Consider the following 17,676-nt stretch of genomic DNA (forward strand, 5'->3'; position numbering starts at 1 on the left):
AAGGGGGGTGACCATTTGTGTTTCGGACTGTCCAGGAATTAGTGGAATCTGCTGAACAACAAAAAATATCCATTTCAGAAGTGATGATCCGCCAGGAAATGGAAGTAAAAGAAAAAACGCGTCAACAGCTGTTTGAGGAAATGGAGCAAAACTTACAGGTGATGGAAAAAGCCATTGAAGATGCTTTGAAAGGTGTCGAATCCGTTACCAGTTTAACCGGAGGAGATGCAGTCCTTATTCAAAACTATATGCAGGAGAAAACCCCGCTTTCAGGACATTTGCTATTAGATGCTGTCAGTAAAGCGATGGGGACAAATGAAGTTAATGCGGCGATGGGCACGATTTGCGCTACACCAACTGCTGGGAGTGCAGGTTGTGTACCTGGTACACTATTTGCTGTTAAAAATCAGCTCAAGCCAACCCGTGAACAAATGATTCGATATTTATTTACAGCAGGAGCATTTGGGTTTGTCGTAGCGAATAATGCGTTTATCTCAGGGGCTGCTGGTGGATGCCAAGCTGAAGTGGGGTCAGCAGGAGCCATGGCCTCTGCTGCTATCGTAGAAATGGCTGGCGGAACACCACAGCAATCAGCTGAAGCATTTGCAATGACACTAAAAAATATGCTCGGGCTCGTATGTGATCCCGTTGCTGGTCTTGTGGAAGTTCCTTGTGTAAAGCGAAATGCTGGAGGTGCTTCGTTAGCTATCGTTTCTGCGGATATGGCACTCGCCGGTGTAACTAGTAGAATCCCGTGCGACGAAGTGATCGGTGCGATGTATCGAATTGGTAAACAAATGCCTTCCAGTTTGCGAGAAACAGGAGAGGGCGGTTTGGCGGATACACCAACCGGCCGATGGTTAAAAGATAAATTGCTAGGATTATCAAGCTAAGAAAGAGTGATGTTACATGTTATCCGATCCTGTTACTCACGTGAAAGGTGTCGGGGAAAAAATGGGCGAGGATTTTGCTCAGATCGGAATTCATACAGTAGAAGAGCTACTGAATTATTTTCCGTATCGATATGATGTGTTCGAAATAAAACCTCTGAGTGAGCTCATACACGACGATAAGGTTACGATTGAGGGAAGGGTAATTCATGATCCTTCTCTTACTTTTTATGGAAAGCAAAAATCGCGTTTAACATTCACGCTAGAGGTAGAACAAGTTGCTGTAAAAGCAGTTATTTTTAACAGAGCGTTTGCTAAAAAACATATTCATAGTGGAGATACTGTGACTCTAGTGGGGAAATGGGATGCACACCGACTGCAAATCACTGTGAGTACTTATAAAAAAGGCCCTGCTTCCCAGCAAGATGAAATGCAGCCCGTTTATCCCGCTAAAGGGGAGCTGTCACCAACAAAATTAAAGAAGGCCATCCAACAGGCATTGGCTAGCTATGCAGCCGCTATTGATGAAATACTGCCAGCGCCTTTTTTAACAGCATACAAATTACCAAGTCGTAAAGAAGCCTATCAGACTATGCATATGCCCAAAAGCCGGATTGCATTGAAGCATGCGCGGAGACGGTTTATTTATGAAGAGTTCTTAGTATTTCAATTAAAGATGCAATTGTTACGAAAATGGAAACGTGAAGCAACCACTGGTAATGTCCAGCAATACGATCAGCTACGTGTGAAGGCATTTATGGATAGTTTCCCATTTACGTTAACAGATGCACAGCAATCTGCACTTCATCAGATTTTAGCGGATATGGCATCTCCTTATCGGATGAACCGTTTATTACAAGGTGATGTTGGTTCCGGTAAAACAGCTGTAGCAGCAATTTGTTTGTATGCTTCTGTTACAGCTGGAAAGCAAAGTGCTTTAATGGTTCCAACCGAAATATTGGCAGAACAACATTACCAATCGCTAACTGAACTGTTTGGAGATAGAGCTTCCATCACCTTACTTACTGGTTCTGTTAAAGGGAAAAAGCGGAGAGAACGACTGGAACAAATTTCTACTCATCAACTTGATATTGTTGTCGGGACACATGCATTGATTCAAGACGATGTGCAATTTGCCGATCTGGGATTTGTTATTGTGGATGAGCAACACCGATTTGGGGTAGAGCAAAGACGGGTTTTAAGAGAAAAAGGTTTGTATCCAGACGTTTTGTTTATGACAGCTACGCCAATTCCTCGAACTTTGGCAATTACTGCATTTGGAGATATGGATGTCTCTGTTATTGATCAGATGCCAGTAGGTAGAAAAGAAATCGAAACGTATTGGGTTAAAGAATCGATGCTGGATCGTGTATTGCAGTTTGTCGGTAAGCATATTGTTTCTGGTGAGCAAGCGTATGTCATTTGCCCGCTGATAGAAGAATCAGACAAATTGGATATTCAAAACGCAGTAGATGTATACCATGATCTACGGGCATATTTTCCAGCGTCCATTCATATCGGCTTAATGCATGGAAGGCTATCGGCTGAAGAAAAGGATACCGTTATGAAACAATTCGCAAATAATGAGATTCACTTGCTTGTTTCGACCACAGTTGTGGAAGTGGGCGTAAACGTTCCTAACGCAACCATTATGATGATTTATGATGCGGAGCGATTTGGCTTATCTCAGTTGCATCAATTACGTGGCAGAGTAGGCAGGGGGGAGAAACAGAGCTATTGTATTTTAATTGCCGATCCCAAAGGCGAGACTGGGAAAGAGCGCATGCGCATTATGGCAGAAACGACGGATGGCTTTGCTTTATCGGAACAGGATCTGCAATTGCGTGGACCAGGCGATTTTTTTGGTAAAAAACAAAGTGGACTGCCAGAATTTAAAGTAGCTGACATGGTTCATGATTATCGTGCTTTAGAAACAGCCAGGAAAGATGCGCAGGAAATTATTGATAATGATTTATTGGAAGCCAAAGAATATCAGGCACTTCTCCAATATGTAGAAAATAATTTCCAAACCGATGAAAAATTGGATTAATAAATGTTTGCATAAACAGGTGTGGTATTATATATTACTATTAGGAGCAAGTCATAATTACATCATGTGAAATTTATGTTCAAAAAAGAATATTGCGTTAGAGCATCAATTACGATTACAGAAATCTTGAAAAACGCTGCATACTGCTGCCAATGTTTCTTTATCCTGTAAAGTATGCTGCTGTCGTATGCTTTGCTGATACGGAAGGCTGTAGTAACGGACTTTAACAGGAGTATTTGTCCTATTGGTTAGATGGAGGGCAGTGTATGAGAAGCTCTGCTATAAAGACATCTTCTCTGAACTGCATCATGCAAGAGTAAGCATTCTTTACGTCCATCTAGTACTAAAACTAGCAAATGAAGCAATTTTACGTAATGGTACCAAGCTTTTTTGAACAACTTCTAAAAGAGTAATGTATAATTCTATATGGATGGTGCAGTCATGAAACGACCAAAGGCTGAACGTCAGCGCTTATTAAAAGAAACTATTGAGCAAACGCCGTTTATAACAGATGAAGAGTTAGCCAAGCAGTTTGATGTAAGTATTCAAACAATTCGTCTCGACCGGATGGAATTGTCCATTCCTGAGTTGCGTCAACGTATTAAGTCCGTAGCGACGGAGCAGTGGAATGAAATGGTTAAAGCATTGCCACTTGAAGAAGTGATCGGCGAAGTGATTGATTTGGAATTAGACGAACGGGCTATTTCGATACTAGATATTCGTCAGGAGCATGTGTTTTCTCGTAATAAAATCGCTCGAGGGCATCATTTGTTTGCCCAGGCGAACTCATTGGCTGTTGCGGTATTAAATGATGAATTGGCTTTAACAGCTAAATCAGAACTGAAATTCACAAGACAAGTAAAAGAAGGCGAACGTGTCATAGCAAAAGCTGTAGTAAAAGGGAAAGAAAAGGGATTGACGCTTGTTCATGTGAACAGTTTTGTAGAAAATGAATTAGTATTTACAGGTGATTTCCATATGTATCAATCGAATCAGCACAAAGGAGCAGACTAAATGAGAATAGCTATTGATGCCATGGGGGGCGATCATGCACCGGAGTCGGTAGTGCTCGGTGCCATGAAAGCTGTCTCTGAAATGAAAGATCTACACATTACGTTAGTCGGCGATGAATCAAAAATAAAAAAATATGCAAGCGATCATGAGCGAGTTAGCATTTTACATACAACGGAAATAATCACAGCAGAGGACGAGCCTGTTCGGGCAGTCAGAAGAAAAAAACAATCTTCATTAGTCTTAACAGCGAATGAGGTGAAGCAAGGAAAAGCAGATGCTTGTATTTCTGCCGGAAATACTGGAGCTTTGATGAGTGCAGGCTTGTTCGTAATCGGGAGAATTAAAGGCATTGAACGCCCTGCTTTGAGCCCGACGCTGCCTACGCTGGATGGACAAGGGTTTTTATTTTTGGATGTTGGTGCCAATGTGGATGCAAGACCGAACCACTTGCTTCAATATGCTATCATGGGTTCCATTTACGCAAGTAGAGTCCGCTCTATCGAACGCCCCAAAGTAGGTTTATTAAACGTTGGAACAGAGGACGGAAAGGGATCTGAATTAACGAAGAAGACTTTTCAGTTACTGCAAGAAGCTCCGATTCATTTTGTGGGTAATGTCGAAGCGAGGGACTTGTTAAATCGGGTTGCTGATGTTGTTGTTACCGATGGTTTTACAGGAAATATTGCCCTCAAAACCATTGAAGGAACAGCTGGCTCCATTTTTTCCATGTTAAAACAGACATTAACCGCTTCCACTAAAAGTAAACTAGCGGCTAGTATGTTAAAGAAAGATTTAACAGCATTGAAAACAAAATTAGATTATTCGGAATATGGCGGCGCGGGTTTATTTGGCCTGCAAGCTCCAGTTATTAAGGCACATGGTTCTTCAGATCAACGAGCGATAACCAACGCAATTAAGCAAGCACGCTATATGGTAGAAAACCAAATTACAGAAACAATCCAATCAACCATCGAGTCGATACATATAGCGAAGGGGGAAGAACAATGAAAAAAGTAGCGTTTATGTTTCCAGGACAAGGGTCTCAAGAAGTAGGCATGGGAAGGGAAATGTATAACACCTACCCTGAAGTGAAACAATTATTCCATGAAGCAGATGAACTGTTACAGACAAATTTAAGCCAAATTATATTTAATGGACCTAAAGAACAGTTAACTGCAACCGAGTATGCCCAACCGGCACTGTTATTAATAAGTACAGCTATACACACTCAACTTTTAAAGCACGAGGTGCAGCCAATCATGACGGTTGGTCATAGTCTTGGAGAATATAGCGCTCTCGTTGCTTCTGGGGCGATTGCGTTTGATGAAGCACTCCCATTGGTAGCTACTCGTGGAAAATTAATGGAAGAAGCTTTTCCAAAAGGGCAAGGAACGATGGCCGCTGTTCTCGGTTTAGATGAGCAAGCTGTTCAAGCTTCATTAGCAGAAGTGAAGGAAGAAGTAGTTGACATGGCGAATTTGAACTGCCCAGGTCAAATCGTTATTTCCGGTTCTGTAAAAGGTGTCGAGCAAGCTGCTGAAATATTGAAAGCGAATGGAGCGAAACGTGTTTTACCTTTAAACGTTAGTGGACCATTTCATTCCCGGTTAATGCAAGCAGCCAATGAATCTTTTGCTGCGTATTTAAACCAAGTAACAATTAACGATACTGCGATTCCAGTCTATGCTAATGTTTCTGCTCAACCAGTAAGAGAGCATAATGAGATAAAGGATTTACTAGTAAAGCAGCTTTATTCTCCTGTTCGTTTTGAGGAATCAATTCGAAACATGATGCAGCATGATGTGGATGCTTTTGTAGAAATAGGAAACGGAAAAGTTTTAAGTGGACTAGTTAAAAAAATTGATCGAAACATGAAAACTTTTACCGTACAAGATGTTGACTCGCTAAATGAATTTATTTCTTGGTTTAAGGGGGAAGGCTAATGTTAACTGGAAAAAATGCACTGGTTACAGGAGCTTCCAGAGGTATAGGACGTGCCATCGCACTCGAATTAGCGAAGCAAGGTGCAAATGTGGCGGTCAATTACGCGGGAAGTGAAGCAAAAGCAGAGGCTGTTGTGAATGAAATTCAACAGCTTGGCAGACAAGCTGTTAAAATCCAAGCGGATGTAGCAGATGAAGTAGATGTCAAAGCAATGACAAAGGAAGTAGTTTCACAATTTGGCACATTGGATATCCTTGTGAATAATGCTGGAATAACGCGGGATAATTTACTTATGAGAATGAAGGAAGCAGAATTTGATGAAGTGATTAATACAAACCTAAAAGGCGTATTTATCTGTACAAAAGCAGTTACGAGACAGATGATGAAACAACGCTCTGGAAAAATCATTAACGTTGCTTCGATTGTCGGAGTAAGTGGTAACCCTGGTCAAGCAAACTATGTAGCTGCAAAAGCAGGTGTCATTGGTTTAACAAAGACAACTGCAAAAGAATTGGCTTCCAGAAATATTCATGTTAATGCAGTAGCTCCAGGTTTTATTTCTACTGATATGACGGATGCATTGTCGGAAGAACAGCATAAAGATATGTTGACAATGATCCCATTGCAAAGGCTAGGAGCACCGGAGGATGTAGCGAAAGTCGTTCGATTCCTAGCTAGTGAGGATGCGGATTATATTACTGGGCAAACGATCCATATCGATGGCGGAATGGTAATGTAGCATCTGTTTTGTACTATATTTTACTTGAAAGGAGGTGACTGGATATGGCAGATGTATTTGATCGTGTAAAAGCAATTATTGTGGACCGTCTTGATGTCGACGAATCAAAAGTAACGATGGAAGCTTCTTTTAAAGAAGACTTAGAAGCTGATTCATTAGATGTTGTCGAACTTGTTATGGAACTTGAGGACGAATTTGACATGGAAATTGCTGATGAAGAAGCGGAAAAAATTAATACAGTAGGTGATGCTGTTAACTACATAAATAATTTACAAGGTTAACAGTATAGCGGATGAAAGTCTCGTCATAACGAGGCTTTCTGTATATTAGATCAATTAAACTGAGGTGCCATTCATGAATGTTGTCCAAATAGAAAAACAATTAGGTCTTCATTTTCGTAATCCCTCGCTGATCATGCAAGCATTTACTCATTCATCTTATGTGAATGAGCATCGTCATAAAGTTATTTCGGATAATGAAAGGCTGGAATTTTTAGGAGATGCTGTATTGGAGTTAGGCGTATCTCAATATTTATTTCGGACAAATAAACAAATGCCAGAAGGAGAAATGACGAAATTACGAGCGGCTATCGTTTGTGAACCTTCGCTAGCCAGCTTCGCACGTGGCTTACACTTTGGGACGTATATTTTACTGGGTAAAGGTGAAGAACAGACAGGAGGGCGTGACCGAGATGCTCTGCTGGCAGATGTGTTTGAAGCGTTTTTAGGCGCGCTTTATTTAGATCAGGGATTTGATACAACGATACAATTCTTGGAAGAACACGTGTTTCCGAAAATAACAAATGGTGCTTTTTCGCATGCGATGGATTATAAAAGTCAATTACAAGAATTAATTCAACAAGTAAAGCATCGTTCAGTGGAGTATAAAATTGTCGAGGAACGAGGACCGTCTCATGATAAGGAATTTATAGCAAAAGCTTTTATTCAGGGGGAAGTGTACGGTTCCGGAATAGGCAGAACAAAGAAGGAAGCAGAACAGCGAGCGGCAAAAGCTGCTTTAGATAAATATAAACAATAGCAAAAGGCTGTACCATTTTTACAGCCTTTTGCTATTTTCTTTCCTAGATCATTTATGGTAACTTGCTTTCATCATATATACCTGCATCTAGACCATACTCGGTGAAGTTATTCTTTCAGTAGTACCGACAGCTGCTTGAACAAGACAACTTCGCTTTCATACTTATTTACGAATGTTTCTTAATTCTTCAATGAATGCTTGTGTTTCTAGCATACTGAGATGTCCCTTTCGCTTTATCATATCATACAACGATTTTAGTTCATCATATTTATCCAGATCATAATCCTCTGCGTCCATAATGGTACGGTTTACAACAGACAGATGATCTGCAATTTCATCTAGTAATATTTTTAAGTTTTCTTGTGAGGGGTACTCTAAACTCATTATTTGCCAGCTCCTTTATTCTGCATGTCACGTTCTAAACTTCTTTTACCATTACATTTATGATAAAATAAATGCGGTAAAATGCCAACCGTTTTTTTATTGTATAGGAAACTATACAGTCAACTCTGAAGACAGATGACGCGCTGGTAGCTTTGAAACTAAACGGTAAAAAGGCATCCGCGCGTCCCGATAGTGCGTTGCAAGAGGACGCTCACTAGCCGATCTAAGGTGTGCGAAATTTATATCCGGAGAGGGTTATATGCATTATCCACCATTTCTAGATAGTTCGGGTTTTACGTTTGTCTCAGCTCAAAAATTTATTAGTAGTATAGAGTATGATAATATACATATTCTTTCGTTAATTAGGAGAAATGTCGGATGTATTTGAAAAGATTAGAAAGCGTAGGCTTTAAATCGTTTGCTAAACGAATAAACGTTGATTTTGTTCCTGGTGTAACCGCAGTTGTAGGACCAAATGGAAGTGGTAAAAGTAATATAACGGACGCTATCCGTTGGGTGCTTGGTGAACAATCAGCGAAATCGCTGCGCGGCTCTAAAATGGAAGATATCATTTTTCAAGGGAGTGATACGCGTAAGCCGTTAAATGTTGCTGAAGTAACGTTAGTTCTCGATAATCATGATCAGCTTCTACCATTAGATTATGACGAGGTAAGTGTAACGAGACGCGTCTATCGTTCCGGAGATAGTGAGTACTATATTAATAACCAGTCCTGTCGGTTAAAAGATATTGTCCATTTATTTATGGATTCTGGGCTAGGCAGGGAAGCTTTTTCGATTATTAGTCAAGGGAAAGTAGAAGAAATACTAAGCTCCAAGGCTGAAGAAAGAAGAACCATATTTGAAGAAGCTGCAGGTGTTTTAAAATATAAACAACGAAAGAAAAAGGCAGAATATAAGCTCGCTGAGACACAAGAAAATTTAAACCGTGTTGAAGATATTATTCATGAAATTGAACAACAAATCCAACCATTGCAAGAACAAGCAGAAATAGCACGTCAATATCAGGTGTTCAAAGATCAATTAAAGGAAACAGAGATTACTTACTTGCTAGCAGAAATTGAACGTCTTCATACAGAGTGGCAATCATTATTAAAAGAAATAGATCAGTTGAAAGATAAACAGCAAAGTGTACAGCATAAATTGGATCAGAAAGAAAAGGAGCAAGACAAGGAACGTCACTCACTGCAACAAATGGATCAACAATTCGAACAATTGCAAGCAGATTTATTAACTGTAACGCAAACATTAGAGAAATATGAGGGAAAAAAACAGTTGTTTCTTGAGCGTTCCAAGCATTTTTTCGAAAACAAGGCAAAGCTAGGTGCCCAAAAAAATCAAACCTCTGTACGAATAGGGCAGTTACATGATGTATTTGTGCAAGAAAAGAAACATTTGGCTGATTTGCAAACAGCAAAAAAAGCAACAGAACAATCTGTTAAACAGTTAGAAAGTAAGCTCCGTTTAGGGAATGCGGATCTAGCCGAAAAGATAGAAGATCGGAAATCAGATTATATTGAGTGCTTAAATGAGCAAGCTGCTAAACGCAATGAAAAACAAACGTTGGAAGAACGCCTACAGCAGGTAGCTGCTATAACAGAGAAGCAATCGGAAAAATTTGCTGGACTGATTCATGATAGAGAAGAATTACTAGAAAAAGTGAAGCGGCTCACACCTGATGTTGAACAGCAAAAGCAAACATGCACCCAAAAAGAAAAAAACATCCAATCCATCAAGCAATCATTAGAACGAGAGCGTCATGCTTTTCAAGAAGCTCAAACCAAATTGTATCAAGGGTATCAGTATATAGAAAAAATCAAATCGAAAAAAGAAATGCTGGAGGAAATGAAAGAAGACTTTCAAGGCTTTTTTCAAGGAGTTAAAGCTGTTTTAAAAGCGAGAGAAGAAAAGAAGCTTTCTGGTGTATACGGAGCGATTATCGAATTAATGGATGTTCCCAAGGCATATATTACTGCCATGGAGACAGTACTCGGGGGGCAAGCGCAGCATATTGTTGTAAAAGATGAGCGTTCTGCGAGGCAATCTATTTCCTGGTTGAAGCAAACCAATAACGGCAGAGCAACATTTTTGCCACTCTCTTCTATCCAGGAACGGTTTATTCCAAATGATATAAAAAGAAAACTAATCGGGCATGCTGGTTATGTCGGAATCGCTGCTGAACTTATTCAGACAGATGCCGTTTACCGCAAAGCCATTAACCATTTAATGGGTCATGTCGTCATTGCTAAAACATTAAAAGATGCCAATGAGCTAGCAGCTTTGTCTTCCAGACGTTATCGTATAGTTACACTGGATGGCGATGTAGTTAACCCCGGTGGATCTATGTCTGGGGGGGCGAAGAAAAAAACGAATCAATCTCTATTTACACGTGAAAAAGAGCTTGAAGAAATGACTGCAAAATTACAAGCTTTTGACACAAAGATATTGGAATTCGAAAAAAATGTCCAGCGCCAAAAACGACAAATTCAAGTTTTAGAAGAGCAGTTAAAAACGGAAGAAACAACGTTGCAAGCTGAGCAAAAGCAGCTACAACAAATGCAGACAGATTTTCGTGAATTGGAAATGAAGCTACATGCTTTAAATGATCGATTACGTATCTATGATCAAGATAAGCGGCAGCATACAGAGGATCGTGACGACCTAGCGAACCGCAAGATGCTTCTTGAGAAAGAGCTAATTCAGTTAGATCAGCAAGCAAAAGAAATTGAACAAGAAATTCAGGATTTAAACAAACAGCAAACGGAGCTGAAAAATAATAAAGAAAAACTGCAGGAAGAATTACACCAAAAGCAAGTTTTATTGGCAGAGCAAGATGAACGGGTAAGAAACCAGCGTGAAAAAACAAAGCAAGTACAAGAACAACTTACAGAACTTCAACATGAATATGACCAATATGTCGAAGAATGGAAAAACCTAGTAGAATTCCAAGAAGCAAACGAATCAGAGGAACAAATAGATGATATGATTAGGCAACAATCTAGAGCTAAGCAGGAAATAACTGCTTCTATTGAAAAAATACGTAAAGAACGTACTACTCGCTCCAAACAGATTCAAGATCAAGAACAGGAACTAAAGCTGATTCACAAGCAGTTGGATGAACTTAGACGAACTTTAAATCAGAAGGAAGTTCAGTCCAATCGAATCGATGTGGAGCTTGAGAATTTACTAAACCATTTGCAGAGTGAGTATTTGATGACATATGAAAAGGCCCAGCAAATGTACGAAAAAGCAAAAGATAAACAGGCTGCCCAAGCTTCCGTTACACAGTTGAAACAGCAAATCGAACAATTAGGAACGGTAAATTTAGGAGCTATTGATGAATATGAGCGTATTAATGAGCGATATAGCTTCTTAAAAGAACAACAAACAGATCTTGTTGAAGCAAAGCAAACCCTTCATCAAGTAATCAGTGAAATGGATGAAGAAATGAAAAACCGTTTTGGTGAAACATTCTCGCAAATTAAAGAAGCATTTGCCGATGTCTTTCAGCAATTGTTTGGCGGGGGGCACGCGGAGCTAAAATTGACCGATCCGAAAAATCTGCTTGATACAGGGGTGGATATTATTGCACAGCCACCAGGGAAAAAACTGCAACATCTCGGACTGTTATCAGGCGGAGAACGGGCATTAACCGCGATTGCATTATTGTTTGCAATTTTACGTGTTCGTCCAGTTCCGTTTTGTGTACTGGATGAAGTAGAAGCTGCATTGGATGAAGCCAATGTGGCGAGGTTTGCCAAATATGTGAAATTGTTTAGTGAAAAGACGCAGTTTATCGTCATTACTCACCGTAAAGGTACGATGGAAGAAGCAGATGTGTTATACGGTGTAACCATGCAGGAGTCAGGTGTGTCACGGTTAGTATCCGTCCGCTTAGAAGATACAGAACAATTAGTGGAACAATAAGGAGGAATGCATGATGGGTTTTATGGATAAGTTAAAAAACAAGTTTCAAAGAAATGAAGAACATGCGGAAGATGTATCAGAAAAGTATAAAGAAGGAATGAAAAAGAGCCGGCAAACATTTTCCAGTAAAATTAACGATTTGCTCGCTAGATATCGAAAAGTGGATGAAGACTTCTTTGAAGAATTGGAAGAGGTGTTAATCTCTGCTGATACTGGTGTAGTTACTGTTATGGACTTGATTGACGAATTGAAAATGGAAGTAAAACGACAAAACATTAAAGACACGACAGAAATGAAAGATGTTATTTCTGAAAAGCTGGTAGAAATTTATTATGGTGATAACGAACAGGAAATAGAAAGTCTTTCTCTTCAGGAAGGTGAGCTTTCGATTATCTTGGTTGTAGGAGTAAACGGGGTAGGGAAAACAACCTCAATTGGTAAACTAGCTCATCAGCTTAAGCAGGAAGGAAAGAAGGTTATGCTTGCTGCTGGGGACACCTTTCGCGCTGGAGCGATTGAACAATTAGAAGTTTGGGGCGAGCGAACAGGTGTTGACGTCGTAAAACAAAATTCCGGAAGTGATCCAGCAGCTGTTATATTTGATGGGATCAAATCAGCTAAATCGAAGCAAGCCGACGTTCTCATTTGTGATACCGCTGGCAGGCTGCAAAACAAAGTGAATTTAATGAACGAACTAGCAAAAGTAAAGCGCGTAATCGAACGAGAAGTTCCTCATGCACCGCATGAAGTTTTGCTTGTGTTGGATGCGACAACAGGACAAAATGCGTTAAGTCAAGCTAAAATATTTGCTGAGGCAACAGATGTAACGGGAATTGTATTAACAAAACTAGATGGAACGGCTAAAGGTGGAATTGTTTTAGCTATACGAAATGAGTTACAAATACCGGTTAAGTTTGTCGGTTTAGGAGAAGGCGTTAATGATTTACGCCCATTTGATGCACATGCATTTGTCTATGGTTTATTTGCTGATTTACTGGAAAAAGAATAAAGGAAGTTTTCTTGACACATATATTTCATTTCGTTATTCTTACGTTGTAGTGAGTAAAGTAAGTTTATCATTGTGAGAAACGCCATTTCTAATGACGTAAGCGAGACGCACGAAATACGTTTATCTAATAAATTAACGATAAGAGGTGTAGCAAGATGCTGGAAAAAACGACAAGAATGAATTATCTATTTGATTTTTATCAGGCATTACTTACACCTAAACAGCGAAATTATATGGAAATGTACTATTTAGAGGATTATTCGCTTGGAGAGATCTCTGAAGTATTTGATGTATCAAGGCAAGCTGTGTATGATAATATAAAGCGAACGGAACAAATGCTGGAATCGTATGAGCAAAAGCTTGGCTTATATAATAAATTTCAGCAGCGCTTTGAGCTGTTAAAGCAGCTAGAAGAAATAACTTCTGGCAACAAAGATGTGCAACAGCTCGTGATTAAATTAAAAGAATTGGATTAGGGGGACACCTTCTATGGCATTTGAAGGATTAGCTGACCGCCTGCAAAGTACGATAAAAAAAATAACTGGTAAGGGTAAGGTATCTGAGCAAGACGTAAAAGAAATGACGCGAGAAGTTCGTTTGGCCTTGCTAGAAGCTGATGTTAACTATAAAGTGGTTAAGGACCTTATCAAAAATATTAAAGAACGTGCTGTTGGTCAAGAAGTAATGGAAAGTTTAACTCCAGGACAACAGGTTATTAAAGTCGTCAAAGAAGAGCTAACGGCCTTAATGGGCGGTGAACAAAGTAAAATTGCTGTAGCTGATCGCGGACCTACTGTGATTATGATGGTAGGCTTACAAGGAGCAGGGAAAACAACCACCTCTGGAAAACTAGCCAACTTACTGCGCAAAAAACACAATCGTAACCCTCTACTTGTTGCCTGCGATGTTTACCGTCCGGCAGCAATTCAACAGCTGGAAACATTGGGGCGTCAGCTTGATATGGCTGTGTTTTCCATGGGGGAAGAGGCAAATCCAGTTGATATTGCGAAAAACGCGCTAGAAAAGGCAAAAGAAGACCATCATGATTATGTCATTATCGATACTGCTGGTCGTTTACATGTAGATAACGAACTGATGGGAGAATTACAACAGATTAAAGCAGAAGTGCAACCGCATGAAATTTATCTTGTTGTTGACTCCATGACTGGACAGGACGCAATAAATGTTGCGGAAAGCTTCAATGAGCAACTTGATATAACTGGCGTCATTTTAACGAAGCTGGATGGGGATACACGTGGTGGTGCAGCTCTTTCCATTAAAGCTGTGACTGACAAGCCAATCAAGTTTGCCGGAATGGGAGAGAAGCTTGATGAATTAGAAGCATTTCACCCTGACCGGATGGCCTCTAGGATTCTAGGCATGGGCGATGTACTATCTTTAATTGAAAAGGCACAAACCAATGTGGATGAAAAGCAAGCCAAAGAATTGGAAGAGAAAATGCGCACGATGTCATTTACTTTGGACGATTTTTTGGAACAAATGGGACAGGTAAAAAAAATGGGTCCATTAGAAGATTTAATGGCCATGATTCCCGGAGCAAACAAAATGAAGGGGCTAAAAAATGCCCAATTCGATGAAAAACAGCTTTCGCATGTGGAAGCGATCATAAAGTCTATGACAAAGCAAGAACGTCAGGATCCAAGTATCATGAATGCAGGTAGAAAAAAACGAGTAGCTAAAGGTTCAGGCACGAATGTGTCACAAGTAAACAGATTACTAAAGCAATTTGAAGAAATGAAGAAAATGATGAAGCAAATGACGAATATGCAAAAAGGCAAGAAAGGTAAAAAAGGAAAAGGCATGAAACTCCCATTTATGTAATAAAGAGGAACTCCTTTTCCAAACACAATGTCTTTAGCTTATAACGGTTTTTAGGAGAATGAAAGAAATGGGATTTCAAGGCTACTTCAGCACGCTTTAATGGTTCATGCCAACAATGGAATAACCCATGAAATACAATATTTTCTTTCTGTAATGGAAAAACACTTTACAGACTTTGTTTTTTCTGCTAGAATTTAAAAATGTGTTAAGTTATTAAAGATGGAGGTGCAAGAAAATGGCAGTAAAGATTCGTTTGAAACGTATGGGATCAAAGAGAAACCCATTCTACCGTATTGTTGTCGCTGATTCACGTGCGCCACGTGACGGGCGTTCTATTGAACAAATAGGAACATATAACCCTGTAGTTAATCCAGTTGAAGTTAAAATAGATGAGGATAAAGCACTTGACTGGATGTCTAAAGGTGCAAAGCCTAGTGATACAGTTCGCAATCTATTCTCTAAACAAGGCATCATGAAAAAGTTCCACGAGCAAAAAAATCAAGTTGCAAAGTAGAGTGATAACATGAAAGCTCTTATTGAAACGATTGTTACATCACTTGTAGATCATCCTGAAGATGTTGTGATTAAAGAAACAGAGGAAGAAACGAAAATTGTTTATCATCTTTCTGTTCATCCTGAAGATGTCGGTAAGGTGATCGGTAAAAACGGGCGAATTGCGAAAGCAATTCGAACGGTTGTTTATGCAGCAAAGTCAAATAGTAATAAACGTGTGTATTTAGATATTATGTAAAGGGAAAGGGAGGAAATAAACCCTTTCCTTTTTTACACTATAGGAAAGTATAAGATTTTTTTGGTTTATAGTATAAGGAAAACAAAGGCTTCCGCCATAAGACTTGGCGACAAGCCAAGTTTTTCTAAACACGTAAATGCTAGCATAGAAGTAAACGACCGTTTATTCAGATTCATTGATACCGTATTTGCAGTTCGAAGGAGAAGAGTAGGAATGCACGCGTCAAACCATTTTTCAATATGGTTTGTCCCAACTAAAAAAACTATGTTCTGCTTTAGACGTTTTGAGAGTGAGGCGATCAATATGCAAATTATAAAAAAGGTACAAATAAAACAGGTGTTAACGGAGAATAGTAAGGAAAAAATCAAAGCTAACTTTCATGATCATAAAATGCGACTTGAACAAGAGTGTCAACAGTTGTTGTTTGAGCAGCGCAAATTGCAAAATAAATCCGGTTATTCAAAGCAGGAAATCGAGCATCGATTCCAACAAGAATTAAATAATCGAAAAGAAAAGATCAAACTTGCTGAGTTTAAAATGGAACAATTGGATATGCTTGAAATCGGTAGTGAAATTGTTGAAAGGGAAGTTGAAGCTCTTGTTGAGGTTACAGAAGGATCGCAATGGAATGAAATAATGAAAGAACAGGCAATCATTGTAAAAGATAATATCGTGATACGAATTGATGAATAGCAGGTGAGATAATGACAGAGCAAATGTTTACTGTAGGAAAAATAGTCAATACTCATGGGATAAAAGGGGAGGTAAAAGTGTTACGGATAACCGATTTTGATGATCGGTTTGAAGTTGGTAATGATGTCTACATTATAAAACATGGACAGGAGCCTATTAAGATGACCATTTCCAGCCATCGAGTGCATAAGGGTTTCGATTTGCTTCAATTTGAGGGCTATCAAAACATCAATGATATGATCGCTTTCAAAGGCTGTGAGCTAAAGATTCCCCAATCACAGCAGACGGAATTAGCGGAACATGAATTTTATTACCATGAAATAATCGGATGTACAATGGTTACACAGGCGGGAGAAGAAATAGGTACCATTACAGAGATTTTGTCGCCTGGAGCGAATGACGTTTGGGTAGTCGAGCGAAAAAACGGAAAAAACGCACTTATTCCGTACATTGAAGATGTGGTGATAGATGTGGATGTAGAAGCGAAGAAAGTGACCATTTCTCCAATGGAAGGGTTGTTGGACTAAATGCATATCGATGTATTAACGCTCTTTCCAGAAATGTTTTCTGGGGTAATGGGGTCCTCGATTTTAAAGAAAGCACAAGATAGAAATAAATTCACCTATGACCTTGTGAATTTTCGTGACTATTCCCAACATAAGCATCAGAAGGTGGATGACTACCCATATGGTGGAGGAGCAGGAATGGTATTAGCACCACAACCGATATTTGATGCCGTCGAAGCAGTAAAAAGTAAACGCCCTACCCAACCGCGGATAATTTTAATGTGCCCGCAAGGAGAGACATATACACAAAAAAAAGCAGAAGAATTAGCAGAAGAGGATCATCTTATCCTTATTTGTGGACATTATGAAGGTTTTGATGAACGTATACGCTCGCATGTAGCGAGTGATGAAATATCGATAGGCGACTATGTTTTAACAGGTGGCGAACTAGGAGCAATGGTAGTGATGGACAGTGTTATTCGGCTGCTGCCAGATGTGCTTGGAAATGAGGAATCCGCACCTCAGGATTCCTTCTCAACTGGTCTATTGGAGCACCCGCATTACACACGACCTGCTAACTTTCGAGGGATGGAAGTTCCTGAAGTTTTACTATCTGGCGACCATGCAAAAATAGAGGCTTGGAGAAAAAGGCAAGCTCTTGAGCGAACGTATGAACGGCGAAAAGATTTATTGCTTAAGAAGAATCTATCAGCAGATTTACAGTGTTTGTTAAACGAGCTACAAAACGAAAAAAAGTAGTTGCAGTCTGTTCATGTATATGGTATATTTATACTTGTGTTTAAAGTGATATGCTTTAGGCTTGATCAACGATGTTCCGCTGTCATCTAGGAGATAAGAGCATTGGTTTGGA

The 17,676-nt window shown here is 39.6% G+C and carries 18 protein-coding genes; 17 read left to right on the forward strand and 1 reads right to left on the reverse strand.

Annotated features, from left to right (window positions below):
* Positions 1-17 precede the first annotated feature (17 nt).
* The 8 genes from sdaAA (at position 18) to rnc (ending at position 7,675) form a co-directional block, all read left to right on the forward strand.
* Complete coding sequence (gene sdaAA / locus BKP57_RS20130) at positions 18-893, forward strand: L-serine ammonia-lyase, iron-sulfur-dependent, subunit alpha (RefSeq protein WP_050352701.1); 876 nt, start codon at positions 18-20, stop codon at positions 891-893.
* A 16-nt stretch (positions 894-909) separates the two neighbouring features.
* Positions 910-2,940 carry an ATP-dependent DNA helicase RecG gene (recG, locus tag BKP57_RS20135; protein WP_072742238.1) on the forward strand — a complete coding sequence of 677 codons (2,031 nt, stop codon included), beginning with the start codon at positions 910-912 and terminating at the stop codon, positions 2,938-2,940.
* Positions 2,941-3,381: 441 nt separating this feature from the next.
* On the forward strand, positions 3,382-3,954 hold the full coding sequence (gene fapR / locus BKP57_RS20140; protein WP_050352703.1) for a transcription factor FapR: 573 nt from the start codon (positions 3,382-3,384) through the stop codon (positions 3,952-3,954).
* Positions 3,955-4,962 (forward strand): phosphate acyltransferase PlsX, encoded by a 1,008-nt coding sequence (gene plsX, locus BKP57_RS20145; RefSeq protein WP_050352704.1) that lies wholly within the window; start codon positions 3,955-3,957, stop codon positions 4,960-4,962. It begins immediately after the preceding gene.
* Entirely contained in the window at positions 4,959-5,897 is a 939-nt protein-coding gene (fabD, locus tag BKP57_RS20150) for an ACP S-malonyltransferase (protein WP_072742239.1), read from the forward strand. Before plsX ends, fabD begins: the two co-directional genes overlap by 4 nt.
* Positions 5,897-6,637: a 3-oxoacyl-[acyl-carrier-protein] reductase gene (fabG, locus tag BKP57_RS20155; RefSeq protein WP_050352706.1), complete on the forward strand. Its 741-nt coding sequence runs from the start codon at positions 5,897-5,899 to the stop codon at positions 6,635-6,637. Before fabD ends, fabG begins: the two co-directional genes overlap by 1 nt.
* A 44-nt stretch (positions 6,638-6,681) precedes the next feature.
* Complete coding sequence (acpP, locus tag BKP57_RS20160; protein WP_050352707.1) at positions 6,682-6,918, forward strand: acyl carrier protein; 237 nt, start codon at positions 6,682-6,684, stop codon at positions 6,916-6,918.
* A 73-nt stretch (positions 6,919-6,991) separates the two neighbouring features.
* Positions 6,992-7,675 (forward strand): ribonuclease III, encoded by a 684-nt coding sequence (rnc, locus tag BKP57_RS20165; RefSeq protein ID WP_050352708.1) that lies wholly within the window; start codon positions 6,992-6,994, stop codon positions 7,673-7,675.
* A 162-nt stretch (positions 7,676-7,837) separates the two neighbouring features.
* Here the strand turns inward: rnc and BKP57_RS20170 are convergent, their stop codons facing one another.
* On the reverse strand, positions 7,838-8,059 hold the full coding sequence (locus tag BKP57_RS20170; protein ID WP_050352709.1) for a DUF1128 domain-containing protein: 222 nt from the start codon (positions 8,057-8,059) through the stop codon (positions 7,838-7,840).
* 378 nt (positions 8,060-8,437) lie between these two features.
* On the opposite strand from BKP57_RS20170, the gene smc reads away from it, so the two are divergent.
* The 9 genes from smc to trmD all read left to right on the forward strand — a co-directional run bounded on the left by smc (position 8,438) and on the right by trmD (position 17,564).
* A complete protein-coding gene (gene smc / locus BKP57_RS20175; RefSeq protein WP_072742240.1) occupies positions 8,438-12,004 on the forward strand; it encodes a chromosome segregation protein SMC in 3,567 nt (1,188 codons plus the stop codon).
* A 13-nt stretch (positions 12,005-12,017) separates the two neighbouring features.
* Positions 12,018-13,013: a signal recognition particle-docking protein FtsY gene (ftsY, locus tag BKP57_RS20180; protein WP_072742241.1), complete on the forward strand. Its 996-nt coding sequence runs from the start codon at positions 12,018-12,020 to the stop codon at positions 13,011-13,013.
* Positions 13,014-13,168: 155 nt separating this feature from the next.
* Positions 13,169-13,489: a putative DNA-binding protein gene (locus BKP57_RS20185; protein WP_050352712.1), complete on the forward strand. Its 321-nt coding sequence runs from the start codon at positions 13,169-13,171 to the stop codon at positions 13,487-13,489.
* 13 nt (positions 13,490-13,502) lie between these two features.
* The gene (gene ffh, locus BKP57_RS20190) at positions 13,503-14,855 is read left to right on the forward strand and encodes a signal recognition particle protein (RefSeq protein WP_050352713.1); all 1,353 of its coding nucleotides are present in this window, start codon (positions 13,503-13,505) and stop codon (positions 14,853-14,855) included.
* A 235-nt stretch (positions 14,856-15,090) separates the two neighbouring features.
* Positions 15,091-15,369, forward strand: a complete 279-nt coding sequence (gene rpsP, locus BKP57_RS20195) for a 30S ribosomal protein S16 (protein ID WP_050352714.1) — start codon at positions 15,091-15,093, stop codon at positions 15,367-15,369.
* A gap of 9 nt (positions 15,370-15,378) precedes the next feature.
* The gene (locus BKP57_RS20200) at positions 15,379-15,606 is read left to right on the forward strand and encodes a KH domain-containing protein (RefSeq protein WP_050352715.1); all 228 of its coding nucleotides are present in this window, start codon (positions 15,379-15,381) and stop codon (positions 15,604-15,606) included.
* A 303-nt stretch (positions 15,607-15,909) separates the two neighbouring features.
* On the forward strand, positions 15,910-16,299 hold the full coding sequence (locus BKP57_RS20205; RefSeq protein ID WP_050352716.1) for a YlqD family protein: 390 nt from the start codon (positions 15,910-15,912) through the stop codon (positions 16,297-16,299).
* 11 nt (positions 16,300-16,310) lie between these two features.
* Complete coding sequence (rimM, locus tag BKP57_RS20210) at positions 16,311-16,826, forward strand: ribosome maturation factor RimM (protein ID WP_072742242.1); 516 nt, start codon at positions 16,311-16,313, stop codon at positions 16,824-16,826.
* A complete protein-coding gene (gene trmD, locus BKP57_RS20215) occupies positions 16,827-17,564 on the forward strand; it encodes a tRNA (guanosine(37)-N1)-methyltransferase TrmD (RefSeq protein WP_050352718.1) in 738 nt (245 codons plus the stop codon).
* Positions 17,565-17,676: the final 112 nt, after the last annotated feature.

The organism is Virgibacillus sp. 6R (assembly GCF_001895305.1).
GTDB classification, from domain to species: domain Bacteria; phylum Bacillota; class Bacilli; order Bacillales; family Amphibacillaceae; genus Virgibacillus; species Virgibacillus pantothenticus.

Excerpts from the sequence above, each read along its gene's own strand:
- recG (WP_072742238.1), top strand. The coding sequence starts at position 910 with ATGTTATCCGATCCTGTTACTCACGTGAAAGGTGTCGGGGAAAAAATG.
- fapR (WP_050352703.1), top strand. The coding sequence starts at position 3,382 with ATGAAACGACCAAAGGCTGAACGTCAGCGCTTATTAAAAGAAACTATT.
- plsX (WP_050352704.1), top strand. The coding sequence starts at position 3,955 with ATGAGAATAGCTATTGATGCCATGGGGGGCGATCATGCACCGGAGTCG.
- fabD (WP_072742239.1), top strand. The coding sequence starts at position 4,959 with ATGAAAAAAGTAGCGTTTATGTTTCCAGGACAAGGGTCTCAAGAAGTA.
- fabG (WP_050352706.1), top strand. The coding sequence starts at position 5,897 with ATGTTAACTGGAAAAAATGCACTGGTTACAGGAGCTTCCAGAGGTATA.
- acpP (WP_050352707.1), top strand. The coding sequence starts at position 6,682 with ATGGCAGATGTATTTGATCGTGTAAAAGCAATTATTGTGGACCGTCTT.
- rnc (WP_050352708.1), top strand. The coding sequence starts at position 6,992 with ATGAATGTTGTCCAAATAGAAAAACAATTAGGTCTTCATTTTCGTAAT.
- BKP57_RS20170 (WP_050352709.1), bottom strand. The coding sequence starts at position 8,059 with ATGAGTTTAGAGTACCCCTCACAAGAAAACTTAAAAATATTACTAGAT.
- smc (WP_072742240.1), top strand. The coding sequence starts at position 8,438 with ATGTATTTGAAAAGATTAGAAAGCGTAGGCTTTAAATCGTTTGCTAAA.
- ftsY (WP_072742241.1), top strand. The coding sequence starts at position 12,018 with ATGGGTTTTATGGATAAGTTAAAAAACAAGTTTCAAAGAAATGAAGAA.
- BKP57_RS20185 (WP_050352712.1), top strand. The coding sequence starts at position 13,169 with ATGCTGGAAAAAACGACAAGAATGAATTATCTATTTGATTTTTATCAG.
- ffh (WP_050352713.1), top strand. The coding sequence starts at position 13,503 with ATGGCATTTGAAGGATTAGCTGACCGCCTGCAAAGTACGATAAAAAAA.
- rpsP (WP_050352714.1), top strand. The coding sequence starts at position 15,091 with ATGGCAGTAAAGATTCGTTTGAAACGTATGGGATCAAAGAGAAACCCA.
- BKP57_RS20200 (WP_050352715.1), top strand. The coding sequence starts at position 15,379 with ATGAAAGCTCTTATTGAAACGATTGTTACATCACTTGTAGATCATCCT.
- BKP57_RS20205 (WP_050352716.1), top strand. The coding sequence starts at position 15,910 with ATGCAAATTATAAAAAAGGTACAAATAAAACAGGTGTTAACGGAGAAT.
- rimM (WP_072742242.1), top strand. The coding sequence starts at position 16,311 with ATGACAGAGCAAATGTTTACTGTAGGAAAAATAGTCAATACTCATGGG.
- trmD (WP_050352718.1), top strand. The coding sequence starts at position 16,827 with ATGCATATCGATGTATTAACGCTCTTTCCAGAAATGTTTTCTGGGGTA.